We start from the raw sequence: 24,605 nt of genomic DNA, 5'->3' as shown, positions 1-24,605 counted from the left end.
ACCAATATTTGTTATTTTTTCTTAACGAGCTACCCTACCAGAGGCATCTCCTCCCATTAATTTTTCTACTTCCTCTATGGTAGATAAATTTGCATCTCCTTTGATGGTATGTTTTAAACATGATGCCGCAACCGCAAAATCCAAAGCGTTTTGATCGTCTTCTGGGTACTTAAGCAAGCCATAGATCAATCCGCCCATAAATGAATCTCCGCCTCCTACTCTATCTACAATATCAGTAATTTGGTACTGACGCGTTTCGTACATTTTTTCACCATCCCAAAGTACTCCTGCCCATGTATTATGAGAAGCAGATATTGAGCCTCTAAGAGTGGTAATTACTTTCTTTGCTTTCGGAAATTTTTTCATCATTTGCTTACATACCGATAAAAAAGCTTCTGCCTTTACATCTGCACCATCCTTATGAACGTCCAGTCCTTCTGGGTGGATACCAAAATGTTTTTCGGCATCTTCCTCATTTCCTAAAATGATATCACAATAGGAAGTAAGTTCTGTCATTATCTTTTCGCGATCGCCACCATACTTCCATAATTTGGCCCGGTAGTTCAAGTCTGTTGATATTGTAATTCCTTTTTTTGCTGCCGCCTTGACCGCTTCTAGGCAAACATCTGCCGCACCTTGGGAAATTGCCGGTGTAATCCCTGTCCAGTGAAACCATTCCACACCGTCAAAAACATCATCCCAATCAATCATACCGGATTCTATTTCCGCAATTGCGGAATGTGCACGGTCATAGACGACTTTACTACCACGGCTTACTGCACCTGTTTCCAAGAAGTATATCCCCAAACGGTCTCCGCCAAAGACAATTTTACTAGTGCCCACTCCTCTTTTGCGCATTTCCATTAAAGCACATTCACCAATATCATTTTTAGGCAAACGGGTCACAAAATCTACGGGAACCCCATAATTTGCCAATGATACGGCAACATTGGATTCACCTCCGCCATATACTACATCGAACTCATTGGCTTGAGAAAATCTTAAAAATCCAGGAGGTGATAATCTAAGCATGATTTCACCAAAAGTGACTACTTTTTTCATTATTTATTGAATTGTAATTTGATTTAAAAATTGAAATATTCTTTTGCGTTGTTATAACATATATCCTGCACGATACCCCCAACCAGGTCAAAATCCTTTGGCAGTTCGCCGTTTTGCATTTCCTGACCAAAAAGGTTGCATAATACCCTTCTAAAATATTCATGCCTAGGATAGGACAAAAAGCTTCTGGAATCTGTGAGCATACCAATGAAACAGCTAATCAGTCCCATGTTTGAAAGGGCGTTGATCTGCTTAGTCATACCATCCTTTTGATCCAAAAACCACCAACCTGATCCAAATTGCATTTTTCCTTTTACCTTACCGTCATTGAAATTACCGATCATTGTGGCCAACACTTCATTATCGGCTGGGTTTAAATTGTATAAAATTGTCTTTGCAAGGTGATCACTGGCATCTAATCTATTTAAAAACTTGGACAAGGTGGCTGCCTGCGCATAATCCCCAATGGAATCCCAACCCGTATCAGGACCTAGAATACGGTTCATTCTAGCATTGTTGTTCCTTAAGGCTCCTAAATGAAACTGTTGGATCCAATTGCGCTGATGGTATTGCTTGCACAAAAACAGTAAAATAGCGGTTTGGAACTTTTCATCATCCTCTAGACTCAACTCCTCTTTATTTCTTCTCTTTTGAAATATTGATTCAATTTCCGTTTCCGTAAATTCACGGTAGGGAACATAGCTTAAGCCATGATCGGACAACTTGCAGCCATGCTGATCAAAATAATCCAAACGTAAGCTCAATGCATCACAAAGCGACTTAAAGGAATCTATGGAAACGCCGCTCACGCCCGATAATTTATCTAGATATTCCAAATAAGTACCTGTGGTTATCAAAATGGCCTTATCCGGCCTAAAGGCCGTACTTACCTTAACATCAAAATTGCTGTTGGCAATCTGTATATGATGGTCCAAACTATCAATGGGGTCTTCTGTAGTACAAATGACCTCAACATTCATTTTATTGATCAGGTTTTGGCAAGTAAATGCCTTAGTTTGAAGTTTGGAAGTAGCCTCATCATAAATAGCGTTTGCCGTATTTGAATTTAGAAGCATATTGATATCAAAATACCTTTGCAATTCTAAATGTGTCCAGTGATACAAAGGGTTCCTTAAGGTATAGGGAACCGTTTTGGCCCACTGTATAAATTTTTCCTTATCGGGTGCGTTTCCGGTAATATATTTTTCATCTATACCGAAAGTCCTCATAGCACGCCATTTGTAATGATCACCATTGATCCAAATTTTGGTAAGGTTTTCAAAACTTCTGTTGGATCCTATTTCATTGGGGGGTAAATGGCAATGATAATCTATGATTGGCATAGGAGCCGCAAACTCATGATAAAGTCTTTGAGAAAATTTATTTTCCAAAAGAAAATCATCATTGATAAACGTAGTGTTGATTGAAGCCGAAGTACTCATTAATTTTCATTTGATGGTTTACCAATGGTGGCCAAAATACCACCGTCAACGTATATAATCTGTCCGTTCACAAAATCACTTGACTTTGAAGCCAGAAAAACTGCCGTTCCCGCTAAATCCTGAGGGTCTCCCCATCTTGCGGCAGGAGTTCTATTAATAATAAATTCATTGAAAGGATGCCCATCAACCCGAATAGGGGCTGTTTGCGATGTTGCAAAATAACCCGGTCCAATACCGTTTACCTGAATATTATGTTTGGCCCATTCCGTGGCAAGATTGCGGGTCAGCATTTTTAATCCTCCTTTGGCGGCCGCATATGCGGACACACTATTTCTCCCCAACTCGCTCATCATGGAACAGATATTGATGATTTTTCCCCCTCCGTTATTGATCATCCTGTTCCCGATCAATTGCGACATTATAAATGCCCCTACGAGGTCAACCTCAATTACCCGTCTAAAATCGTCAACGGGCATAGTAGTGGCAAGTTCACGTTTTATAATACCCGCATTGTTCACCAAAATATCGATCTCACCACCTTCGGCAACTATTTCCTCTACCTTTTTAGCTGCCAATTTATCATCTGTAATATCAAATATATAACCAGAGGCCTTATATCCCTTTTCTTTATATGCCAACAGTGCATCATTCATTTTGGCGGGCGTGGTCCCAGTAATGACCAGTTCCGCACCGGCATTGGCAAGTCCTTCCGCCATTGCCATGCCCAAACCATGGGTACCTCCTGTAATCAACGCACGTTTTCCCGTTAGATCAAACATATTCATTATTATCTTAATTCGTTAGGCGCACAAACATCCATATCCCCATAATCCAAATTTTCTCCGGCCATACCCCATACAAAGGAATATGCACAGGTACCAGAGCCAGAGTGAATGGACCATTCCGGAGAAAGCACCGCTTGGTTACTTTCCATAAATATATGCCTAGTGTGCTGTGGTTCTCCCATGAAATGACAAACGGTCTGGCCTTCTTCCACATCAAAATAGAAATATGCTTCCATTCTTCTATTGTGCGTATGCGCAGGCATCGTGTTCCAAACATTGCCCGGCAAAAGTTCGGTAAGTCCCATCTGTAATTGACAAGTTTGCACAATACTATTTACGATCAATTTGTTCAATATTCGCTTATTTGCATATTTCTCATCTCCCAACTGGATAACTTCTGCCTCATTTGCCCCAACTTTTTTGGTAGGAAAACTTTTATGTGCAGGAGCGGAATTGATATAAAATAGAGGTTGTTCTCCATCTACAGCTTCGAAGATGACATCCTTGGCACCTTGACCCACATATAACGCTTCTTTTTTGGAAAGTTCGTAAGATGTGCCATCGACCGTAATTTTGCCTTTTCCACCCACATTGACCACTCCAAGTTCCCTACGATCTAAAAAATTCTCAGATTTTAAATAAGGTATCGTTTCTAACTTCACAGATGTATTTACCGGCATAACGCCACCTACAATATATCTATCATACATGGAATACGTAAGTTGTACACTATCCTTTATAAATAGTTTTGGTATTAGAAATTCCTTTCTTAGTTCATCTGTACCATATGCTCTACTATCAACAGGATGAGCAGCATATCTAAATTCGTAATTAGTCATATTATTATTTTATGCAATCGATTACACGAATATAATGGATTTTAAAGAATCGACAACTATTTAATCTTAAAAATATATTTAATCTTAAAAATTATACTTGATTCTAACTATAATTTAATTTATAGTTACATATTACTAAAAATACTGGTCTACGTACAAAAAACAATAAAAATGAAACAAAAAAAGCTTGGGAGAAATTTAAAAAATCTTGGAATTAGGTCATTTGTAATTTATTTAGCCTCATTTTAGTTAAATTGTTCACAAATACTATTATCTAATTGCCCTATAAGTATATACAATTGACAAAGAATTGCGTAATTTGAATATTATGTTAACTTTGAAAAAAAAGCAGCAAATGGAGTTACTTGAAAAAGCTCAAGAGTTTATAGGTCGGAAAATGAGTAATATGTCTACTAGTGACCGAGTAGAAGCGTCAAGAGAGGCAAAATCACTTATTTTAAGTATTAATGAAATATATAAGGAAACTAAAGACCCTAATTTAATGGAGGTCATGAAAGAAGTTACCGTTAAAAAGAAAAAGATTGAGAAGAGATTGAATGGTGTACCTTTGGTATAATTTAAATTCATTATCTATTTTAATTTAAAAGACCCCTTCATCTAAAGGGGTCTTTTAAATTATATAGTATTTGCAAACCTATTTTAGGAATGAATAAAAAGTTTTATATATAACGATCTAAACAATTTCCGCACTTAGTCCCGCTTGTAACAATCTTGAACATTGTGGCTTTAATTCTTCAAACTCGCCAGTTTTTACGGTACATTTTCCTTTATAATGAACTATTAATGAACATTGCTCCGCTTGTTCCGGTGAATGCTCACACACAGAGATCAGGGTATTGATTACATGATCAAAAGTATTGACTTCATCATTAAAAAGAACGATTTCATTTTGCTGAACCGTTTCTTCTTCTAAAAGTAGTTCTTCGGAAATTTCTTCTTTTATGCTCATCTCAATAAAATTAATACAGTCTAATTTACATATTTTGCTGCAACCCAATTATTCCGTTCAATATTTTTTACAAATTTTAACGAATTAATTTTACATTTTTCCGTGATCATATCCAAATCTTCGGTATAAAATCCACTTAAGAGTAAAATACCATCCTTATTCAAAGCCTTGGAATATGCCGGTATATCTGCCAACAAAATATTTCTATTAATATTTGCGATTATTAAGTCGTAAGATTTTCCGGAAACTAACGAGACATCACCTTCGTACACCTGGACGTTATCTATTTGATTACGCGCTACGTTTTCCTTTGCATTTACATAGCACCAATTATCAATATCTATGGCATCAACAAGAGCAGCGCCCCTTAAGGCCGCTAAAATTGCCAGAACACCTGTTCCACTTCCCATATCCAAAACAACTTTACCTTCCAAATTCAATTGAAGTATATGCTGTAACATCATGTGGGTAGTTTCATGATGACCTGTACCAAAACTCATTTTTGGTTCTATAACGATATCATATTCTACGCCGCTCATAGTTTCATGAAAAGGAGCCCTTATCATACATCTATCATCAACTACAATTGGCTGAAAATTCTGTTCCCAGGTGGCGTTCCAATTTTCCTGCTCTATTTCCTTGAACGCATAATCGATTTCAAAATTTGGATTGGAAAGAATGTCGATATCGTTCAAAATATCCATAGACCAATCTTCCTTTTGGATATAGGCCAAAATTGCGTCTTCCTCTTCTACAAAACTCTCAAAACCAGCTTCACCCAATTGGGCAATAAGAATATCTGAAGCTGGTTCTGGAGGTTGCACCGTAAAACGGTACTCTATATATATCATATTGTTGCTCATGCCTACATGTAGCGAATTTTCCAGTTAAATTGCGTTGATGATGGCCACAAAATCATCGGCCACCAATGAAGCGCCACCAATTAGACCACCGTCCACATCTGGCTTAGAGAATATTTCTTCGGCATTACCCGGTTTAACACTACCTCCGTACAAAATAGTGACATTTGTAGCTATGGTGCTATCAAAGGCCTCTGCTATGGTCTTACGGATAAAAGCATGCATTTCCTGCGCCTGTTCCGGAGAAGCGGTTTCTCCTGTGCCTATGGCCCAAACTGGCTCGTAGGCCAAGATAATATTTGTCCAAGCAGAAGGATCTAAATTAAATAGAACGTTTTTTAACTGGCTTTCTACCAATTTAAAATGATTGCCCGATTTACGATCCTCCAATTCTTCACCAAAACAGAACATAACCCGCATTCCCTTTTGTAGTGCGGTTATTACTTTCTTTCTCAATATTTCATCGCTCTCCATAAAATATGCCCTTCTTTCAGAATGGCCTATAATTACAGTATCCACACCTATATTCAATAACATATCTGCTGAAATTTCCCCAGTAAACGCACCGCTTTCCGCATAATGCATATTCTGTGCAATAGCTTCTATCTTAGAACCGTCAAGAGCACGCACGGCACTTGAAAGGTTTACATAAGTAGGTGCTACCATAACTTCTGCATTGGTATCAGGTAATTTAGCGGACAATTCTGCCAAAAGGGCTTCCGTTTCCGCTAAATTTTTATTCATTTTCCAGTTTCCAGCTACTATTTTTGCTCTCATTTTTATTATTTCTAATTATATTAATTCGCTTTAAATCGTTAATTGAACTTTAACTGTTCCAAATCGTTGTAATGAACCTTTTGCATAATGGTTCCTTTTTCCAATACCAATACACCCGGGTTAGACCTCACAATTGTTTTTAGAGTAGTCTCGTCCGTAAAATAAAAGTCGAAGCCCAAATTATATTCCTTTACCAAAATATTGGTTTGATCAGGTCCCGAAGCAGACATCCCTATAACTTTATATCCGGACTTTAAAGCTTTGTCCATAACCTTTTTTACATCGTTAAAAACCGTTAGGTTGGATTTTCTTAGATCATAGGCTATCACCATAACCAATTTAGGTTCTTGAAGTAAGGTGCCCGCAAAATCCTCCCCATCTTGCTCAATTGTAAAATCATGTACGGGAGGTTCGTAACCTGCTTGAATTTCCTCTGTTTCAATACTTATAAACTCACCATCAACAGTAGGGTAATCTCCATTGGAAATATGAATTTCTTCCTTTCCGTTAACATTAAATTTCCACCTATACTCAAACAATGCCTTGGGTGCATCTTCCGGAACGGACATTCCTTCTTCTATGTTCTTACCAATTTCATAAGGCCTAAAATCAATTACAGGTAAATGATTCAACACATAATATACATATCCTAAACAAGCTATAAGGGCCGCAACCATTACTGTTGATGTAGTTTTTGTATTTACCAATGGGGTAATGTATTTTCTTCCGGCATAAATGATCAGTATTAAAACCAGTAACACCACATCTTTTGTAAACGACTCCCACGGCGTCAGTTTTATGGCATCGCCAAAGCAACCACAATCCGTCACCTTATTAAAATAGGCCGAATAAAAAGTAAGGAACGTAAAGAAAACGATCATGGCCAATAATGTCCATATTGTAAACTTGCGTTTATAACCAAGAATTAACATTACACCCACCATGACCTCTATTACGACCACGGCTATGGATATAGCCAGTGCAAAAGGCATTAGAAAAGGCAGGTCAAGAACGCCTTGGCTAAAATATTCTTCCAATTTAAATGAAAAACCAACGGGATCGTTCAATTTAATAAATCCACTGATGATAAATAAAATACCAACAAATATGCGTACAACTCCTACCAAATATTTCATTGTCCTTGTTTTATTTTTCCAATCCTAAGTGAATGAGTGCAAATACTGCATAGTTGATCATATCCTGATAGTTGGCATCAATGCCCTCACTTACCAGGGTTTCTCCCTTATTGTCCTCAATCTGTTTTACGCGTAACAGTTTTTGCAGAATAAGGTCCGTTAATGAACTCACCCGCATGTCTCTCCAAGCCTCTCCGTAATCATGATTTTTGTTCAGCATGAGTTCCTTAGTAATCTGAATATGTTTAGAATATAAAGCAACCGCTTTTTCCGTATCCAAATCTGGCTGGTCCGCAACCCCTAGTTCTAACTGAATGAGTGCCATTACCGCATAATTGATAATCCCGATAAATTCTGATCGCTCACCTTCATCAACCTTACGGACGTCATTTTCCTGAAGGCTTCGTATACGTTGTGCTTTTATGAAGATTTGATCAGTTAAGGACGGCAATCTTAAAATTCGCCATGCACTACCATAATCTGACATCTTATTCTCGTACAGATTCATACAAACCTGAATTACCTCATCGTATTCCTTTGCCGTGTCTAGCATGTATTTCTATCTAATTTGTGTAAATTTCGCTTAAATATTCGTAACCATCAAGATTGATGGTTTAAACTTGGAAAATGCCACAAATTCCTATTAAATATTGATATGACGATAAATTGCAAGGGTAATATAATTTCGCTGGAGCAACCTAGGATAATGGGTATATTGAACGTAACCCCAGATTCTTTTTTTGATGGCGGAGAATACCAAGATCAGCATAGTATTTTAAACCAAGTTGAAAAAATGCTCACCGACGGAGCAACCTTTATAGATGTTGGCGCCTACAGCACAAGACCTGGAGCCGCAGAAGTAGATGAAGTGACAGAAATGCAACGTATAGTCCCGATCATAGATTTGATCTTGCATAAATTTCCAGATACCATGATATCCGTAGATACGTTTAGAAGTACTATAGCAAAAACTTGTATTGACCATGGTGCGGCTATGATCAATGATATCTCCGCAGGAATGCAGGATAACAATATGCTAAAAACGGTGGCTCGTTTAAATATACCCTACATTATGATGCATATGCGGGGAACTCCTCAAAATATGCAAGAACAGACAGACTATAGGGACCTGTTAAAAGAGATGCTTGTTTTCTTTTCCGAACGTCTAGGTGTAGCAAAATCATTAGGTATTAAAGATGTCATCATTGATCCAGGTTTTGGTTTCGCCAAAAATAGGTTACAAAGTTTTGATCTTTTAAAGCAAATGGAACTATTACAGATGACGGACAGACCCATTTTAGCAGGTATAAGCAGAAAATCAATGATCTACAAAACATTACAGACCCAGCCAGATAATGCATTGAACGGTACTACTGCACTACATATGGTATGTCTGCAAAAGGGTGCCAATATCTTACGGGTACATGATGTTAGGGAAGCTTGGGAATGTATAAAGTTATATGAACAATTAAATGCCTAAGTTTATATTAAATTCTTGCAATCTATTTTCTTAATTTTACTAAAACGGTACGGATTGGATTTTTTAAATTTTATTGACTTTAAGATTACCGATGTCCTGGACATCATTTTTGTTGCCGTGCTACTCTATTATATCTACAAGCTGGTTAGAGGCTCCGTGGCCATCAACATCTTTATAGGAATTGTAATCGTCTGGGCTTTCTGGAAACTGACGGAATTATTGGATATGCAGATGATCAGCAGTATGGTTGGTGCCTTCATGCAGGTAGGGCTAATTGCCTTGATCATAGTATTTCAACAAGAGATAAGAAAATTTTTATTGATGATCGGTTCCACCAATTTTGCCAATAAAAGAAATTTTGTAAAACATTTTAAGTTTCTAAAACAAGAAGGAATATCTACCGATACCGATGTAGACTCCATACTTAAAGCTTGCGAAAAAATGGCAAGTTCCAAAACCGGCGCAATAATAGTTATTGAACGTAGCAATTCCCTTGAATTTATAAAATCTACGGGAGATCGTATGAATATAGAAATCAATCAGCCTATTTTGGAAAGTATTTTTTACAAGAACAGTACGTTACATGATGGTGCTGCTGTAATTTCCGGTAATTTTGTTGTGGCCACAAGAGTTATATTACCTGTTTCCAATGAACGCAATATTCCCCTTCGCTTTGGATTACGACATAGGGCAGCCGTGGGTATTAGTGAAAAAACCGATGCCCTGTGCTTGGTAGTCAGTGAGGAGACCGGATTGATTTCCTATATAAAAAATGGTGAATTTGTAACCTATGATTCCATCACCCAGTTGGGTACCATGCTTAAACAGGATTTAATTTAAGCAACTAGCCTGTTCAATAATTAATATCCTATAATTCTACGCCACTTCCTCCGCTAAAAATTGTGCTTCATATAAATTACTGTAATACCCCTTCTTTTTAAGGAGTTCCTTATGGGTCCCCGTTTCTACGATATTACCTGCATCCATAACAATAATCTTATCCGCTTTTTTAATGGTGGCCAAACGGTGTGCTATTACAATGGAAGTTCTACCTTCTGTAATCTTATCCGTAGCCAATTGAATCAACTGCTCGCTGTAGGTATCTACGGAAGATGTGGCTTCATCCAAAATCAAGATACTGGGATTACTTACATAAGCACGTAAAAAAGCGATCAACTGACGCTGTCCACTTGAAAGCATTGTTCCCCTTTCTTTTACATTATATTGATATCCGCCCGGTAAACTGGAAATAAACTCATCTACACCAATAGCTTTGGCGGCCATTTCAATATCCGACACACTTATGGCAGGGTTTTTCAAGGAAATATTATTGGCAATGGTATCCGCAAACAAAAAGACATCTTGCAATACAATTGCAATGTGGGAACGTAATGATGCAAGGTTGTAATCCTTAATATCAATACCATCAATAGCAATGGTACCGGAATTAATTTCATAAAAACGGTTCAATAAATTTATGATCGTACTCTTACCGGCCCCAGTAGCCCCTACAATGGCAATGGTTTCCCCGGCCTTTACCTCAAATGAAATTCCGTGCAGTACTTCTTCATCCTCCAAATACCCAAAACTAACATTGTCAAATTTAATGTCACCTTTTACCTGTTCCCTTTCAATTGTACCCAAATCCTGTATATGGCTATCCGTATCCAAAATTTTAAACACCCTATTTGCGGCCACCATACCCATTTGTAAGGTGTTAAATTTATCCGCTATTTGGCGTAATGGCCTAAACAATAAATCTATGAGCATAATAAATGCAAATACCGTACCTGCAATATCCGTAGATATATTCGCCACATTTTGCAAACCGCCATACCAAACGATCAAGCCAACGGTAATGGAAGAGACAATTTCAGCAATGGGAAAGAAAATAGAATTGTACCATACCGTCTTTAACCACGCCTTTTTATGTTTTTCATTTATTTGCCTAAACTTATCACTTTCTATTTTTTCCCTAGTAAACAACTGCACTATCTTCATGCCCGTTATACGTTCCTGAACAAAAGAGTTCAAGTTGGATACTTCTGCCCTAACTTCGGTAAAGGCAACCTTCATTGCTTTTTGGAACAATCTGGTTGCATATAGAATAATGGGCAGTAATGAAAATACAATGAGAGACAGTTTCCAATTAATGATAATCATTACCACCGCCGCCACCGCCATTTTTAATAGATCGGCCACAATAACAAAAAAACCTTGACTGAAAATTTCACCAATACGTTGCATATCTGCCACCGCCCTGGTCACCAAAACGCCCAATGAAGAATTGTCAAAATACTTCATTTTAAAACCAAGCATTTTTTTAAAAAGGTCTATACGTACATCTTTAATAACAGATTCCCCCAACCAATTGGCATAATAATTAAAGGCTAACTGACTAATAACCTGTCCTATCAATACGGCCAACATGGCAATGATTAAATAGAGTAACATTTGCTCGTTGCCCTGTTTAATGGCATCATCAATAATTTTCTTGACGATCAAAGGGGTAAGTACCGCAAATCCAGATAATAAAATGGCCGCAAGGGCAACCCCATAAAACGTAATCTTGTACGGTTGGGTATAGGCCATTAAGCGTTTAAAAAGACGAGTGTCAAATGCTTTGCCAGAATCCTTATCCATTCTTTAAAATAGTATTGGGGTATACAATAGAGGTCAAATATAATCCTTTTGCGGGTACAGAAACCCCGGCCATGGACCTATCCTTACTTTTTAATATGGTATTAACATAGTCCGGATCATATTTACCAATACCCACATTGATCAATGTTCCTACAATTGCGCGTACCATATTCCGTAAAAATCGGTCTGCCGTTATGGTAAAGATCAGATGGTCTTGGTCCTGCTTCCAATTGGCCAGTGTAAGGTCGCAAATATTCGTAAATACATCAGTATTGGATTTAGAAAAGCATTCAAAATCCTTTTTACCGATCAATAACGAGGCTGCCTTGTTCATTTTACTTACATCTAAATCCTTTCTTACAAAATGGGCCGTATCGCTGAAAAATGGATTCTTAACCTTTGTGATATGATATTCATAGGTTCTGGACCGGGCGTTGAACCGCGCATGGGCATCATCAATAACTCGTAATATTTGTTTTACGGCAATATCTTCCGGTAGCAGAGAATTTAATCTAAAAATAAAATCAGGTATGTGCCTTAATTCTTCAATATCAAAATGGGCATACATTTCCTTGGCATGGACACCTGCATCTGTTCTACCCGCTCCCGTAAGAGCAATTGGCTGATTTAATATGGTTGCCATGGCCTTTTCAAGAACTTCTTGCACCGTTATGGCATTGGGTTGATTTTGCCAGCCGTGATACGCTTTTCCAAAGTATGAAAATTGAATGAAGAATCTCAAAAGGATGTGGTAATTTTGTATTTCGCAAAGGTATTAAAAAGGATACGTTTTATAACACCCTTGAACAACTCCTTTATATTTGACCGTGTGTGTAAAATACCATGAACCTCTTTCAATAATAATTGTAATGACCAAAATTTTATTGCTTTCGGACACCCATTCCTATATGGACCAAGCCATTCTTAAACATGCTCAATGGGCGGACGAGGTTTGGCATGCAGGCGATATTGGGTCACTAAAGGTTACGGACGCCATTAGCAATATAAAGCCTTTAAAGGCTGTTCACGGAAATATTGATGATCATATCATCCAAAAAGAATTTCCGGAGAACAATAGGTTTTTTTGTGAGAATGTTGATGTATGGATTACCCATATTGGAGGTTACCCGCCTAAATACAATATGAGGACCCGTGATATTATAAAAGAAAATCCGCCAAAACTATTTATAAGTGGCCATTCTCATATACTCAAGGTCATGTGGGATAAAAAATTAGGTTCATTACATATGAATCCTGGCGCATGTGGCAAACACGGATTTCATCAGGTACGTACCATGCTACGTTTTATAATAGACAAGGAAGAAATTAAGCATTTAGAAATTATAGAATTAGGCAAACGCTAATCTTAAATGCACAAAATCAACAAAATGTTTTGTGACCAATGATTTGTTCAATAAAATAAAAAAACCCGGAAACTACCCCGGGTTTTACGCACTAATACTACTAAGATGTTAGGTTTAACGCAAACGATCAACAGATTTTACAAGATCTTCATCCTTCTTTATGGCCCTATTTGCAAGAGCTAAAAAAACGATAGAAAATACTGGAATCAGCATCCCAATACCCTTCTCAGAAACCGAAGCTTCTCCGGATAAGTTTAGTGATCGGTAAACAAAAAATCCTAATAAAATAACGTTCAATATCATGTTCAGCCTGTTAATAACAAACTGATTTTTTCTATTTTTAAAACTTACTAAAGACCATATCGCCAAAACGGCACCGGCATAGAAAGCTATGGAAATAATCATATCATTATTGGCGAAAACCTCTGTGCCATCTATATCTACCCAAAGATTTAGAAAAAAAGGCAATACACCTGTAAGAATGGCGACAATTAATAAAAAAACACTCTGTATTCTCTGAATCATAAATTTATTACCACATTACAGTGCAAAAATACAGGTCTTTTCAAAATTTATGACTCTTTTATTCAAAATAATTTGTAATATTGCTTCGTTATCATGTTATAACGCCTACCAAGAAGGAAAACATTCCTTGAGATTACCCTTAATATAATATACTTCTTACAATACAAATTACTTATAATTTATTCGACTATTTAATGTTTGAGATTTCAGATTTAAAATCAAAAAAGCTACCTGAGCTTCAGGAAATAGCTAAAGGACTTAAAGTTCCAAAATTCAAAACTTTAAAAAAATTAGATTTAGTCTACCAGATTTTGGACTTACAAGCTGCCAACCCCAAAGTCGCCGCGGCAATAGCTCCCGCTAAGACAGAAACAAAAGAAGACAGCCCATCATCTGAAGAAAAACCTAAGTCCAAGCCAAAACCAAGGCCAAGACCACGTGTTTCAAAAGATGCAACCAAAGAATCTAATACCAACACAAGAGAAGAATCCACCAAGAGCGAGGATATTGCGGAAAAGAGTTCCAAGGAAAGTACGGAAACTCCAAAGCCTAGGCCCAGACCACGACCTAAAGCTTCCAATTCAAGCAATAACAAAAAGGATTATCAGAAAAATTCTTCTCAAAACAACCAGAACAAAAAACCAAATCCTAGGGTTCAACACGACAAAAGCAATTTTGACAAAGACCTTAAGAATAGATATAAAGAGCCAGAATACGAATTTGATTCTATAATAGCTAGTGAAGGTGTTTTGGATATTATGCAGGACGGCTATGGATTTTTACGTTCCTCTGATTACAATTACCTTTCTTCACCCGATGATATTTATGTTTCCCAGTCACAGATAAGACTTTTTGGATTAAAAACAGGGGATACGGTATTGGGCAATGTAAGGCCTCCAAAAGAAGGTGAAAAATATTTTCCATTGATAAAGGTCAACAAAATCAATGGTATTGATCCCCAAATAGTTCGTGACCGTGTGTCCTTTGAGCATTTGACCCCATTATTTCCGCAAGAGAAATTTAATTTAGCAGAGCGCCAAAGCACCATATCCACAAGGATTATAGACTTGTTCTCTCCAATTGGAAAAGGGCAGAGAGGTATGATCGTGTCGCAACCTAAATCTGGTAAGACCATGCTATTAAAGGATATAGCCAATGGTATCGCCGCCAATCACCCAGAAGTTTACCAGATAATATTATTGATCGATGAACGTCCTGAAGAGGTTACGGACATGCAACGTAATGTTCGTGGGGAAGTAGTCGCCTCTACGTTTGACAAGGAACCTACAGAACATGTTCGCGTTGCCAATATTGTATTGGAAAAAGCCAAGCGATTGGTAGAGTGCGGTCATGATGTAGTTATCCTTCTTGATTCCATAACACGTTTGGCCAGAGCTTATAACACGGTGCAGCCAGCGTCAGGTAAGGTATTAAGTGGTGGTGTGGATGCCAATGCGTTGCACAAACCTAAACGATTCTTTGGTGCAGCACGTAATATTGAAGGAGGCGGATCACTTTCGATCATTGCAACGGCATTAACAGAGACCGGTTCAAAAATGGACGAGGTAATCTTTGAGGAGTTTAAAGGTACAGGCAACATGGAACTTCAATTGGATCGTAAAATTGCCAATAGAAGAATATTCCCTGCTATTGACCTTACCTCATCGAGTACACGAAGAGATGATATGTTACTGGATGAAAATACATTGCAACGTATGTGGATAATGCGTAAATACCTTGCAGATATGAATCCGGTAGAGGCAATGGAGTTTATTGAACAGCGTTTTAAACAAACCAAGAACAATGAAGAGTTCCTAATGACCATGAATCAGTAATTTATAAAAATTAATAAAAAGCCCGATTTCAAATGAAATCGGGCTTTTTTTATTCTTTAAATAACACATTCTTGACCCCTGGCAAATCGTTATCACTACTATTTTTTTATATCTTTAACATAATAATAAAAGAACCACCCCCAGTCTTTTAACAATTTTCTCATTAATAACCTTAATTCCCGGAAAATGAAAAGACCAAATTCCATTGCTACACTAATGTTATGTTCATTATTAATGTTAAGTATAGTAAATTGCAACCAAGAACCAAAAAAAGAAAAACCAGTTCCTCCAGTAGTAGAGGCTCCCGCCAATATCATTTCTTTGGATGAGGCAAATGTCATTTATGACAATTATACAAAACACAGAGTAACACTTATTGAACCATACGAGCAACAAAGAGAACAAGATGAAGACTTTACAGCCGGAAGATTTGTGGATTTCGATTATGACACCATTAAGCAATACATAGCATACATAGATCAAGAAGCGAAAGATGCGGGAGTTAATAAAGTAACAAAATTAAGATTATATTTTGCCAACTATCCCAACTCCGATAAATTTCCTAATGGCAAAAAAGTAATCCACAAAAGACAGAACTCAATTTTTATGGTTCCAACCTTGGATAAGGGCGGGATTAATTATGGATTTTTTATTGGAAGTAACGGCAAGGCAGAATTGATAAAGGATTGGAGAGATTCTAGCACAGACGGAATTGGTGTACATATAGGCCAAACACAAAAAGCCCATGCAGGTATAATGCCCACCTTTACCTTAAACTCAAATTTACAGGACAGTAAAAGTTTAGCTTTAAATTTTGGCCAAGGTGGTCCGCCGCCAAAAACAGATTTCTAATTTAGCTTATGCATATCACATATGTCTTTCATTAAGGATAATTATTACATGTTGGTATATGCGATAACATTATTTGTGTCGCTAGCTTCATATAGAAAATATTACGATACTGTTTTAAAATACTTTCCAATTATTATTGCCTATACTTTCTTTAATGAAGTATTAGGCTATTTGGTACGCACCTATGATGAAATTTCCTTCTTTCAAAATGTGCAATACAGTAATTTCAACGATGTAATTTATAATATATACGCCCTAATTTTCTTTGCATTTTTTTATCGAGTCTATTGGCAGCTCATACATAACAAGCGTTATAAAAAGTATATATTTTCATTCTTCTTTATTTTTTTGATTGCATACATTGTCAGCACCTTTTTTCAAAATCCGCTAGAGACCAATTTATATTATGCATTGGCCATTAGTTCATGGTTATTGGTCATTTGCATTGTCTTATATTTTAAGGACAAAAAGGAATTGGATGAAGATATTTACCAGGCACATAACCTTATGTTCTGGGTTAGCTTGGCCCTATTCATATTTTATTCCATATTTCCAGTTATATACGTCATAGGATACACTCAATATGAGATTTGGGTTAAATATGATTTGCGCTCCTTACTAAATGTATTAATAGTTATAATGTACACTTTATTCATTTTCGGTTTTTTAAAAAGCAGAAAATTGGCATTTAGATAATCATTAATAAATAATCATAGTTACCCTAGCGCTAAAAGATATTGGAATACCTTATAAATAATTACTTTATCCTTTTTTATGCACTGGCCTTAGTATTGTCCATTGGCACATATAAACACTATTACAATTCCATACTAAAGTATTTACCTATACTTTTCACCTACACTTTGTTAACAGAATTATTTGGTATGATCATTCGTGATATTGATGATATTCAAATTATATACAAAAAAGAATACTATAATTACAATACGCCAATTTTCAACATATTTGACATAATCTTCTATCTCTATTTTCTGTACATCTACTACAAACTATCCACAAATACTGTACATAAAAAAATAATCAAATATGGAGGTATGGCATTTTTACTTGCCTGTATTATTAATTTATGGATACAAGATTTTTATACAGAACCACAAGCTTTGGCAATTATTATTGGGTCGTTACTACTTATATTTGGGGCACTAACTTATTTGAGGGTATTAAATTCCCAAGATTCCAAGAACACAACGTTATACTACACTACTCTTTTGGGTAAGTACAGGATTACTAATCTTCTACAGCTGCTATCCTATAACCATGTATCTACTTTCGTTTAAATATGACATATACATTCAACTTGGTCTAACCAATTTGCATTACGCTTCTATTGCGGCAATGTATACTTGCTTCATCATAGGTTTTATATCCATGAAAAGAGTCACACCCAGGTACGGTTGGTAGAATTAACTTTATATAGGTTACCAACGCTAACCGCACATTATTATAATGGTTGTAAATAAAAAAAGCCTTCCTAAAAAAGGAAGGCTTTTTATACTATTAAAATACGGTATTATAAAGCAGCTACATGCTTAGCTAGTTTACTTTTTAAGTTGGCCGCCTTATTATCATGGATAATATTACGCTTAGCCAAACGATCGATCATACCAACAACAGTAGGAAACAAGGTTTCAGCAGCCTTTTTATCCTCCTCTGCACGTAATTTTCTCAATGCGTTACGCATTGTCTTGTGCTGATATTTGTTACGTAAACGTACTGCTTCGTTTCTTCTGATTCTCTTTAACGCTGACTTGTGATTTGCCATTTTATCTCTTAATTTGTTTATAGGATTTATTAAAATCCTGAAAATGTTTTTTTAGTAGTCCGTAGGGGAATCGAACCCCTGTTACCAGGATGAAAACCTGGCGTCCTAACCCCTAGACGAACGGACCATAATCTTAAACTTGAACTTAAAAATAGCAATTAAAGAACTAAATCCAAAAATGCTTAGTAGTCCGTAGGGGAATCGAACCCCTGTTACCAGGATGAAAACCTGGCGTCCTAACCCCTAGACGAACGGACCATACTTTGTGCAATTGCGGATGCAAAAATACAAATATTTTTTACTATCACAACACCTGAATATTATTTTTTAAAAAAATTAATATGCTTTAGCAAATAACACCCTTTTATTAGATGGTTTGCCGCTTACCATACATACCCCATCCTCAGCAACGGCATCAATTGGAATACACCTAATAGTGGCTTTTGTTTCATTTTTGACACGTTCCTCGGTTTCCTTGGTACCGTCCCAATGGGCAGAAATAAAACCACCTTTTTCTTTTAAAACTTTTTTAAACTCATCGTAAGAATCAACTTTTGTAATGTGCCCTGTGCGAAAATCCAATGCTTTTTGATAAAGGTTTTTCTGTATATCATCAAGCAAGAACACTATTTTATCCACAACATCTACCGCCATTACCGTTTCTTTCTCCAAGGTATCTCTACGTGCCACCTCAAATGTACCATTTTCAAGATCCCTTGGTCCTACCGCTAATCTTACCGGTACACCTCTTAATTCATATTCGTTGAATTTAAACCCAGGTTTATGGGTATCCCTATTATCAAATTTAACCGAAATTCCTTTTTCCCTCAACTCCTTAACCAAAGGCATAACTTTTTCGGAAATGAGGTCAAGTTGGTCAAGACCTTTATAAATTGGAACGATTACAACTTGTATTGGGGCCAATTTTGGAGGAATTACCAAGCCGTTATCATCGCTATGCGTCATAATCAAAGCCCCCATCAATCTAGTGGACACCCCCCAAGAGGTAGCCCAAACATATTCTTTACCACCTTCTTTGGTAGCAAACTTAACGTCAAAGGCCTTTGCAAAATTTTGACCTAAAAAATGTGATGTTCCCGCCTGTAAAGCCTTGCCGTCTTGCATTAAAGCCTCTATGCAATATGTTTCCAAGGCTCCTGCAAAACGTTCACTTTCTGTCTTTGTCCCCTTAATAACGGGAACGGCCATATGGTTCTCGGCAAAATCCGCATATACGTTCATCATCTGTTCGGCTTCGGCAATAGCCTCTTGCTCCGTAGCATGTGCAGTATGCCCCTCTTGCCATAAAAACTCTGATGTTCTAAGAAACAACCTGGTTCGCATTTCCCAACGCACAACATTTGCCCACTGATTTATCAACAACGGCAAATCCCTATAGCTTTGGATCCATTTTCTATAGGTATCCCAAATAATGGTTTCAGATGTTGGTCTTACGATCAACTCCTCCTCTAATTTTGCTTCAGGATCTACGACAACACCACTTCCATCATCCGCATTTTTAAGCCTATAATGGGTAACTACCGCACATTCTTTAGCAAAACCTTCCACATGGCTAGCTTCCCTACTAAAATAGGATTTAGGAATGAACAAAGGAAAATAAGCATTTTCATGACCTGTTTCCTTAAACATTTTATCCAAGCCTGCTTGCATTTTTTCCCAAATACCATAACCGTATGGTTTTATTACCATACACCCCCTAACGCCGGAGTTTTCGGCAAGGTCTGCCTTAACTACTAATTCGTTATACCATTTGGAATAATCCTCACTTCTCTTAGTCAAATTTTTACTCATTATCTGGAGTTTGGCACAAATTTTGTGAATATTATAATATAATAATTGGGTAAAACTAGTTATTTTTAATATGTTCAACAATATAATTTTGATCCGATGATATATTCAATACCCCACAACAAAATTCGCAACATAACAATACTGCTAACCATGGCCATAGTAGCAGCTTCATGCGGATCGTATGAACAGGCCTCTTATTATGACAATGATGGCATTTATTCTGATAATGCTCCTAGAATGGTAGAAAAAAGACCTGCTCAGACTCAAAATCAGGAAGAAAACACCTATAGTGCTTATTTTGGGGAAAAAGCATCCCAATATGATGAAATATTGGATAGTGAGATTTTTACAGATATTGATTCCTATTCATCCAATACGGATACCCTAAATATAGAAGATGGGCAATTAACGGATTATTATTCAACTGAAAATGACTATCAAGGTTATGGAGGTTGGGGAGATAATGCCACTAGTGTTAGCATAAATTTTTATGATAACGGATGGAACAATTGGGGTGTGGCCGGCTTTGGTTGGGCAAGTCCACTTTGGGGATGGAATTACGGTTATGGACCTTATTATGGCTATGGATGGTTTAGTCCATGGGGATGGAACCGTTGGAATAATTGGAATTATGGCGGTTTCGGTTATCGCGGTTTTGGTTTTGGCTATGCCGGTTTTGGTTTTGGCTGGAACTATCCTTATTACAATTATGGATATGGATATGGAAACAGGTATTATAACCGCAATAACAGATTTGTAAACAGAAGTTATGCCTATAATAATACGAGGAGGGGCAATTATACTAGATCGAACAATACTACTAGCGCAACTGCCTTAAGAGGTAGGTCTAACGTGAATACCAGAGGGGATTCCCCCAGATATAGGACTACAACTTCAAGGACCGCTACCGCCCGTAGTTCTGCCAATACACGTAGTTCAAGAACGTATTCTGGAACTACCACTACTAGGAGAACCGTAGGTGTGGACCAAAATAGGGCATATAGGACCAGTAGAAGTACAAGGGCCGTACCAAGGTATAATTCCTCAAGAAATGCAAATATAAGTAGCAGATACTATAATGGAACAACTAGGTCCAGTAGTAGAATAGCTACCCCAAGAACATCGTCCTACAGAAGTAGCGGAAACAATTACTCTACAGGCAGGTCTACCAATAGTACGTTTCGTAGTTCAGGAAATAGTAGTTCCAGAAGTTCTGGTACAATGAGAAGTTCAAGTGGTAGCAGTTCTAGAAGTTCCGGATCCATGAGAAGTTCAAGTGGTAGTAGCTCTCGTTCTTCAGGTTCTTCATCTTCCAGCAGAAGTGGCGGAAGAAGAAATTAATTACACGTATACTTAAATTTAAAAAGATTGTATGAAAAGATATATCACTTTCATAACCATATTGTTATGCGCAGTTGGTAATGCACAAAATATTAATGAAGCCTTGCGCTATAGCAATGAAAATCTTCAGGGCACAGCTAGATTTCAAGCTATGGGTGGAGCCTTTGGAGCACTTGGCGGCGATTTATCCGCATTGAATATTAACCCTGCCGGTTCCGCCGTATTCAATAATAGTTTGTTTACCATTTCAGGTTCTTCCTATAATGTCGATAATGAAACCAACTATTTTGGTACAACTATTGGTACGAAAACCAATAATTTGGAATTAAATCAAATTGGGGGAACGTTCGTATTTAGAAGTACCGATCAAAATTCTGACTGGCAAAAATTTTCATTGGCCTTTAATTATGATGTGATCAATAATTTTGATAATGAATTTAGGGCATCAGGCAATACGACCCAGGGTATTGATAATTACTTTTTAAGTTATGCACAGGGCACCCCTTTTAGTTCAATTCTTTTGCAGGATGGTGAATTTTTGGAAGAGGCCTATCTCGATATAGGTGCCAGACAAGGATTTAGGGACCAACAAGCTTTTTTAGGTTATTATGGAGGTATTTTGGACCCATTGGTAGACGATGACGCGAATACGGATTACATTAGTAATGCATCATATAGCTCAGTTAATCAAGATTTTATTAGAAGAACTACAGGATACAACAGTAAATTTACGTTGAACATGGGGTCTCAGTTTAAAGAAAATATTTACATGGGGGCTTCTTTGAACTTTCATAATATTCTATATACTAAATATGATCAGTTTACAGAAAGTGGTTATGATGGTAATTCGGAAATTCAAAATACAACTTTTGACAATTATTTAAATACCGAAGGAAACGGTTTTTCATTTAGCCTAGGTGCCATAGCCAAACTAAATGATTACTTACGAATGGGAGCAAGTTATCAATCTCCTACTTGGTATCGTCTAAACGAAGATTTTTCGCAACGAATAAATTCCGATCTAGCAGATTCTGATATCAATTTTATCAATTTCAATATAATTAATGTGTTTGAAACATATACCGTTAAAACCCCTAGCAAGTTAACCGGTAGTTTGGCCATGGTTTTTGCCAAAAATGGATTGTTGAGTTTTGATTATGGTTTTCAGGATTTTTCCAATACTGAGCTTCGTCCTGCCAATGACCCAAGTTTTCAGACCGTAAACGACCAAATTTCTAATGAATTGGGCACAGTTTCCACATTTAGGTTAGGTGGTGAGTATCGTATAGAACAGGTTAGCTTACGTGCTGGATATAGATTTGAACAAAGTCCGTTCACCAATGGCAATACCGTAGGTGATTTAAATGCAATTTCTGGTGGTATAGGTTATAATTTTGGAGGTAGTAGGTTGGACTTTGCCTTAAGTCGTTCTCAGCAAGATGTAGACGAGCGCTTTTTCGATGCCGGATTAACTACCCCCGCAAACATAGACAGGATTAACACCAATACAACATTAAGTTATACCATTAATTTTTAATTTACCTTAAGCGTATACTAAATAATAAAGGGTCGTCAATTATGACGACCCTTTATTATTTATCTTTTTAACGTAAAATGGGTTTTCCTAGTTTTGGCGACGAGAAGGCCATCATCTGTTTCTCCAAATTCAAATCTAAACCAATAATCCGTAGCAGGCATGGGCCTGCCATTAAAAGTTCCGTCCCAACCCCCGTCAGCACCTAGTTGCTTTAACAACTTCCCATACCGGTCAAAAACAAATACTACCGGGTTAGTCAAGGTTTCAATTCCTTTAATATTCCAGTCATCATTGACACCATCCCCATTGGGAGTAAAAAATTTAGGATAGCCTACAATTAAAAACTCCAAAGGCTCCGTAATGCCACAGCCATTTTTATCATTGATAATAACGGTGTTAAGGCCTGGTGGCACATTCAAAAATATGGCCTCATCCTGAAATTCCCCATTATTTATAGCAAATTCGTAATCCCCGTTTCCAGTAACTATAAATTCTATATTGTTTTGATCCGGTTCTATGGATAAATTGGTATCCAAGATTTCTACCCTATCTAATATGGGTGTACCAAAAAAAGTTATAAGCACACCACTGTCATCACTATATGAGGATGGTCCGCCTGAGGAAGGGTCTGCATATACTGTGGCGAAATAACGACCGGAATTTGGACTCACCACCACCAGCTCCGCCTGAAATTCACCGGAACCCATGAGAACATCATCCACTATACCGTCATCTTCATAATCTACGGACCATTCCACATTTTGGATAGCTGCACCAGCAGGGGAATTTAATGCGCTAAGGGTAATGTCATCATCCCCTTCACATGCTACAATGTCCAATCCTAAAAATTCATCGCGTAACGTACAATCCAATGCAGTATCTTGGTTAGCATTAACGGAGCTTCCGGTAAACGTTAGCATAAAAGGTTCCGGATCACCGGTAAAATTATCAGCAAAATTATTGATCAATATGTAGTAGATCTCTCCCGGCTGTACATCTAGATACTCATCATATGTATTTTGACTACCGGTCAATGAAGGTTCTCCCTCCTGGCCATTTTCAGGATTTACCCCTAAACCGGTAAAACGTGTATCATTGACCTCATAATTACAACGGATAGGTTCTGCAGTACCACTGCTTATATCCCCACAATCTACATCCGGGCCAAATACGGCAAAATCCCATTCTGCAGTAGGGGTTCCACTTCCATTGGTAGGCAAGGCTTCTATATCAAAGCCCACTTGCCCTCCTGTTCCTGCCCTAAACACAAACCAAGAAGTATTATGTTCAATATTGGCAGAAGTAAGACTACCTTTCTCCAAACAACCTGTTTGACGTATAATTTCCGGGTCAAAATCATCAACATCACCCGTGCCTTCCGCTATACCCATTATGGGTTGATCTGCACACACAGGAATGGCAGTTCTACAATCTGCAGAATTTTGGGCAGCTACATGTGTTACAAAAAAAAGTAAACAAAATATAGAACCTATGAATGTTCTCATAAATGGTGTGGCTATTAATCTACGTAACGTATATAATAACTACACATGCCAATATTT

General features: G+C 37.3%; 25 protein-coding genes and 2 tRNA genes. 10 read left to right on the top strand and 17 right to left on the bottom strand.

All coding sequences use genetic code 11. The features are described from left to right. Positions 1-21: 21 nt before the first annotated feature. Genes JM81_RS16380 through kduI form a run of 4 tightly spaced genes read right to left on the bottom strand, consistent with a single transcriptional unit; the run spans position 22 to position 4,128 of the window. Entirely contained in the window at positions 22-1,062 is a 1,041-nt protein-coding gene (locus JM81_RS16380; RefSeq protein ID WP_089259602.1) for a sugar kinase, read from the bottom strand. 23 nt (positions 1,063-1,085) lie between these two features. Further along, a complete protein-coding gene (uxaC, locus tag JM81_RS16375; RefSeq protein ID WP_144804992.1) occupies positions 1,086-2,504 on the bottom strand; it encodes a glucuronate isomerase in 1,419 nt (472 codons plus the stop codon). Further along, on the bottom strand, positions 2,504-3,289 hold the full coding sequence (locus JM81_RS16370) for a gluconate 5-dehydrogenase (RefSeq protein WP_186435596.1): 786 nt from the start codon (positions 3,287-3,289) through the stop codon (positions 2,504-2,506). Before JM81_RS16370 ends, uxaC begins: the two co-directional genes overlap by 1 nt. Before the next feature lie 2 nt (positions 3,290-3,291). After that, positions 3,292-4,128, bottom strand: a complete 837-nt coding sequence (gene kduI / locus JM81_RS16365; protein WP_144804988.1) for a 5-dehydro-4-deoxy-D-glucuronate isomerase — start codon at positions 4,126-4,128, stop codon at positions 3,292-3,294. 355 nt (positions 4,129-4,483) lie between these two features. Between kduI and JM81_RS16360 the strand changes: the two genes are divergently transcribed. Continuing rightward, positions 4,484-4,705 carry a hypothetical protein gene (locus tag JM81_RS16360; RefSeq protein WP_089259778.1) on the top strand — a complete coding sequence of 74 codons (222 nt, stop codon included), beginning with the start codon at positions 4,484-4,486 and terminating at the stop codon, positions 4,703-4,705. A gap of 117 nt (positions 4,706-4,822) precedes the next feature. Here JM81_RS16360 and JM81_RS16355 read toward each other — a convergent pair whose 3' ends face one another. The 5 genes from JM81_RS16355 to JM81_RS16335 are packed head-to-tail and all read right to left on the bottom strand — an operon-like array spanning position 4,823 to position 8,424. After that, positions 4,823-5,098, bottom strand: coding sequence for an ATP-dependent Clp protease adaptor ClpS (locus tag JM81_RS16355; RefSeq protein WP_089259598.1), 276 nt, complete (start codon positions 5,096-5,098; stop codon positions 4,823-4,825). A 20-nt stretch (positions 5,099-5,118) separates the two neighbouring features. Next, positions 5,119-5,961 carry a 50S ribosomal protein L11 methyltransferase gene (prmA, locus tag JM81_RS16350; protein ID WP_144804986.1) on the bottom strand — a complete coding sequence of 281 codons (843 nt, stop codon included), beginning with the start codon at positions 5,959-5,961 and terminating at the stop codon, positions 5,119-5,121. A 24-nt stretch (positions 5,962-5,985) separates the two neighbouring features. Further along, positions 5,986-6,735: a triose-phosphate isomerase gene (gene tpiA / locus JM81_RS16345; RefSeq protein ID WP_144804984.1), complete on the bottom strand. Its 750-nt coding sequence runs from the start codon at positions 6,733-6,735 to the stop codon at positions 5,986-5,988. Between the two features lie 38 nt (positions 6,736-6,773). Further along, complete coding sequence (locus tag JM81_RS16340) at positions 6,774-7,871, bottom strand: BT_3928 family protein (RefSeq protein WP_144804982.1); 1,098 nt, start codon at positions 7,869-7,871, stop codon at positions 6,774-6,776. A gap of 10 nt (positions 7,872-7,881) precedes the next feature. After that, on the bottom strand, positions 7,882-8,424 hold the full coding sequence (locus tag JM81_RS16335) for a DUF1599 domain-containing protein (RefSeq protein WP_144804981.1): 543 nt from the start codon (positions 8,422-8,424) through the stop codon (positions 7,882-7,884). Between the two features lie 153 nt (positions 8,425-8,577). Here JM81_RS16335 and folP point away from each other — a divergent pair, with 153 nt between their 5' ends. After that, positions 8,578-9,351, top strand: a complete 774-nt coding sequence (gene folP, locus JM81_RS16330) for a dihydropteroate synthase (protein WP_315897756.1) — start codon at positions 8,578-8,580, stop codon at positions 9,349-9,351. Positions 9,352-9,405: 54 nt separating this feature from the next. Continuing rightward, a complete protein-coding gene (locus tag JM81_RS16325; protein ID WP_089259777.1) occupies positions 9,406-10,191 on the top strand; it encodes a diadenylate cyclase in 786 nt (261 codons plus the stop codon). 36 nt (positions 10,192-10,227) lie between these two features. Here the strand turns inward: JM81_RS16325 and JM81_RS16320 are convergent, their stop codons facing one another. Together JM81_RS16320 and truA are read right to left on the bottom strand one after the other, a co-directional pair. Then, positions 10,228-11,994 carry an ABC transporter ATP-binding protein gene (locus JM81_RS16320; RefSeq protein ID WP_089259592.1) on the bottom strand — a complete coding sequence of 589 codons (1,767 nt, stop codon included), beginning with the start codon at positions 11,992-11,994 and terminating at the stop codon, positions 10,228-10,230. Further along, positions 11,987-12,736, bottom strand: a complete 750-nt coding sequence (gene truA / locus JM81_RS16315; RefSeq protein WP_144804977.1) for a tRNA pseudouridine(38-40) synthase TruA — start codon at positions 12,734-12,736, stop codon at positions 11,987-11,989. Before truA ends, JM81_RS16320 begins: the two co-directional genes overlap by 8 nt. A gap of 127 nt (positions 12,737-12,863) precedes the next feature. Between truA and JM81_RS16310 the strand changes: the two genes are divergently transcribed. Further along, positions 12,864-13,358: a metallophosphoesterase family protein gene (locus JM81_RS16310; protein WP_144804975.1), complete on the top strand. Its 495-nt coding sequence runs from the start codon at positions 12,864-12,866 to the stop codon at positions 13,356-13,358. A gap of 114 nt (positions 13,359-13,472) precedes the next feature. Here JM81_RS16310 and JM81_RS16305 read toward each other — a convergent pair whose 3' ends face one another. Next, positions 13,473-13,883 (bottom strand): DUF4293 domain-containing protein, encoded by a 411-nt coding sequence (locus JM81_RS16305; protein WP_144804973.1) that lies wholly within the window; start codon positions 13,881-13,883, stop codon positions 13,473-13,475. A 194-nt stretch (positions 13,884-14,077) separates the two neighbouring features. On the opposite strand from JM81_RS16305, the gene rho reads away from it, so the two are divergent. The 4 genes from rho (at position 14,078) to JM81_RS18540 (ending at position 17,868) form a co-directional block, all read left to right on the top strand. Continuing rightward, a complete protein-coding gene (rho, locus tag JM81_RS16300; protein ID WP_089259589.1) occupies positions 14,078-15,718 on the top strand; it encodes a transcription termination factor Rho in 1,641 nt (546 codons plus the stop codon). 186 nt (positions 15,719-15,904) lie between these two features. Beyond that, positions 15,905-16,570, top strand: a complete 666-nt coding sequence (locus JM81_RS16295; RefSeq protein WP_144804971.1) for a hypothetical protein — start codon at positions 15,905-15,907, stop codon at positions 16,568-16,570. Positions 16,571-16,591: 21 nt separating this feature from the next. Further along, complete coding sequence (locus JM81_RS16290; protein WP_089259587.1) at positions 16,592-17,266, top strand: hypothetical protein; 675 nt, start codon at positions 16,592-16,594, stop codon at positions 17,264-17,266. A 359-nt stretch (positions 17,267-17,625) separates the two neighbouring features. Then, the gene (locus tag JM81_RS18540) at positions 17,626-17,868 is read left to right on the top strand and encodes a hypothetical protein (RefSeq protein WP_144804970.1); all 243 of its coding nucleotides are present in this window, start codon (positions 17,626-17,628) and stop codon (positions 17,866-17,868) included. Between the two features lie 233 nt (positions 17,869-18,101). On the opposite strand, the gene rpsT is transcribed toward JM81_RS18540, so the two are convergent. The 4 genes from rpsT to proS all read right to left on the bottom strand — a co-directional run bounded on the left by rpsT (position 18,102) and on the right by proS (position 20,165). After that, positions 18,102-18,353, bottom strand: a complete 252-nt coding sequence (gene rpsT, locus JM81_RS16280) for a 30S ribosomal protein S20 (RefSeq protein WP_089259585.1) — start codon at positions 18,351-18,353, stop codon at positions 18,102-18,104. 55 nt (positions 18,354-18,408) lie between these two features. Further along, positions 18,409-18,480 (bottom strand) — tRNA-Glu (locus JM81_RS16275). 59 nt (positions 18,481-18,539) lie between these two features. Further along, positions 18,540-18,611 (bottom strand) — tRNA-Glu (locus JM81_RS16270). A gap of 78 nt (positions 18,612-18,689) precedes the next feature. Then, positions 18,690-20,165 (bottom strand): proline--tRNA ligase, encoded by a 1,476-nt coding sequence (gene proS / locus JM81_RS16265; protein WP_144804968.1) that lies wholly within the window; start codon positions 20,163-20,165, stop codon positions 18,690-18,692. A gap of 150 nt (positions 20,166-20,315) precedes the next feature. On the opposite strand from proS, the gene JM81_RS16260 reads away from it, so the two are divergent. Together JM81_RS16260 and JM81_RS16255 are read left to right on the top strand one after the other, a co-directional pair. Next, positions 20,316-21,506, top strand: a complete 1,191-nt coding sequence (locus JM81_RS16260; protein WP_144804966.1) for a hypothetical protein — start codon at positions 20,316-20,318, stop codon at positions 21,504-21,506. 31 nt (positions 21,507-21,537) lie between these two features. Then, entirely contained in the window at positions 21,538-23,043 is a 1,506-nt protein-coding gene (locus JM81_RS16255) for an OmpP1/FadL family transporter (RefSeq protein ID WP_144804964.1), read from the top strand. 59 nt (positions 23,044-23,102) lie between these two features. Here the strand turns inward: JM81_RS16255 and JM81_RS16250 are convergent, their stop codons facing one another. Continuing rightward, the gene (locus tag JM81_RS16250) at positions 23,103-24,548 is read right to left on the bottom strand and encodes a T9SS type B sorting domain-containing protein (protein WP_089259581.1); all 1,446 of its coding nucleotides are present in this window, start codon (positions 24,546-24,548) and stop codon (positions 23,103-23,105) included. Positions 24,549-24,605: the final 57 nt, after the last annotated feature.

Origin of the sequence: Maribacter sp. MAR_2009_72 (assembly GCF_007827235.1) — a bacterium.
In the GTDB taxonomy this organism is placed as follows: Bacteria; Bacteroidota; Bacteroidia; order Flavobacteriales; family Flavobacteriaceae; genus Maribacter; species Maribacter sedimenticola.
The sequence above is the reverse complement of the archived record's forward strand: the minus strand, read 5'-3'. Positions and strand labels throughout refer to the sequence as shown.

What these genes read in the sequence shown, in the direction of transcription:
- JM81_RS16380 (WP_089259602.1), bottom strand. Translation starts at nt 1,062, where the DNA reads ATGAAAAAAGTAGTCACTTTTGGTGAAATCATGCTTAGATTATCACCT.
- uxaC (WP_144804992.1), bottom strand. Translation starts at nt 2,504, where the DNA reads ATGAGTACTTCGGCTTCAATCAACACTACGTTTATCAATGATGATTTT.
- JM81_RS16370 (WP_186435596.1), bottom strand. Translation starts at nt 3,289, where the DNA reads ATGAATATGTTTGATCTAACGGGAAAACGTGCGTTGATTACAGGAGGT.
- kduI (WP_144804988.1), bottom strand. Translation starts at nt 4,128, where the DNA reads ATGACTAATTACGAATTTAGATATGCTGCTCATCCTGTTGATAGTAGA.
- JM81_RS16360 (WP_089259778.1), top strand. Translation starts at nt 4,484, where the DNA reads ATGGAGTTACTTGAAAAAGCTCAAGAGTTTATAGGTCGGAAAATGAGT.
- JM81_RS16355 (WP_089259598.1), bottom strand. Translation starts at nt 5,098, where the DNA reads ATGAGCATAAAAGAAGAAATTTCCGAAGAACTACTTTTAGAAGAAGAA.
- prmA (WP_144804986.1), bottom strand. Translation starts at nt 5,961, where the DNA reads ATGAGCAACAATATGATATATATAGAGTACCGTTTTACGGTGCAACCT.
- tpiA (WP_144804984.1), bottom strand. Translation starts at nt 6,735, where the DNA reads ATGAGAGCAAAAATAGTAGCTGGAAACTGGAAAATGAATAAAAATTTA.
- JM81_RS16340 (WP_144804982.1), bottom strand. Translation starts at nt 7,871, where the DNA reads ATGAAATATTTGGTAGGAGTTGTACGCATATTTGTTGGTATTTTATTT.
- JM81_RS16335 (WP_144804981.1), bottom strand. Translation starts at nt 8,424, where the DNA reads ATGCTAGACACGGCAAAGGAATACGATGAGGTAATTCAGGTTTGTATG.
- folP (WP_315897756.1), top strand. Translation starts at nt 8,578, where the DNA reads ATGGGTATATTGAACGTAACCCCAGATTCTTTTTTTGATGGCGGAGAA.
- JM81_RS16320 (WP_089259592.1), bottom strand. Translation starts at nt 11,994, where the DNA reads ATGGATAAGGATTCTGGCAAAGCATTTGACACTCGTCTTTTTAAACGC.
- JM81_RS16310 (WP_144804975.1), top strand. Translation starts at nt 12,864, where the DNA reads ATGACCAAAATTTTATTGCTTTCGGACACCCATTCCTATATGGACCAA.
- JM81_RS16305 (WP_144804973.1), bottom strand. Translation starts at nt 13,883, where the DNA reads ATGATTCAGAGAATACAGAGTGTTTTTTTATTAATTGTCGCCATTCTT.
- rho (WP_089259589.1), top strand. Translation starts at nt 14,078, where the DNA reads ATGTTTGAGATTTCAGATTTAAAATCAAAAAAGCTACCTGAGCTTCAG.
- JM81_RS16295 (WP_144804971.1), top strand. Translation starts at nt 15,905, where the DNA reads ATGAAAAGACCAAATTCCATTGCTACACTAATGTTATGTTCATTATTA.
- JM81_RS16290 (WP_089259587.1), top strand. Translation starts at nt 16,592, where the DNA reads ATGTCTTTCATTAAGGATAATTATTACATGTTGGTATATGCGATAACA.
- JM81_RS18540 (WP_144804970.1), top strand. Translation starts at nt 17,626, where the DNA reads ATGGCATTTTTACTTGCCTGTATTATTAATTTATGGATACAAGATTTT.
- rpsT (WP_089259585.1), bottom strand. Translation starts at nt 18,353, where the DNA reads ATGGCAAATCACAAGTCAGCGTTAAAGAGAATCAGAAGAAACGAAGCA.
- proS (WP_144804968.1), bottom strand. Translation starts at nt 20,165, where the DNA reads ATGAGTAAAAATTTGACTAAGAGAAGTGAGGATTATTCCAAATGGTAT.
- JM81_RS16260 (WP_144804966.1), top strand. Translation starts at nt 20,316, where the DNA reads ATGGCCATAGTAGCAGCTTCATGCGGATCGTATGAACAGGCCTCTTAT.
- JM81_RS16255 (WP_144804964.1), top strand. Translation starts at nt 21,538, where the DNA reads ATGAAAAGATATATCACTTTCATAACCATATTGTTATGCGCAGTTGGT.
- JM81_RS16250 (WP_089259581.1), bottom strand. Translation starts at nt 24,548, where the DNA reads ATGAGAACATTCATAGGTTCTATATTTTGTTTACTTTTTTTTGTAACA.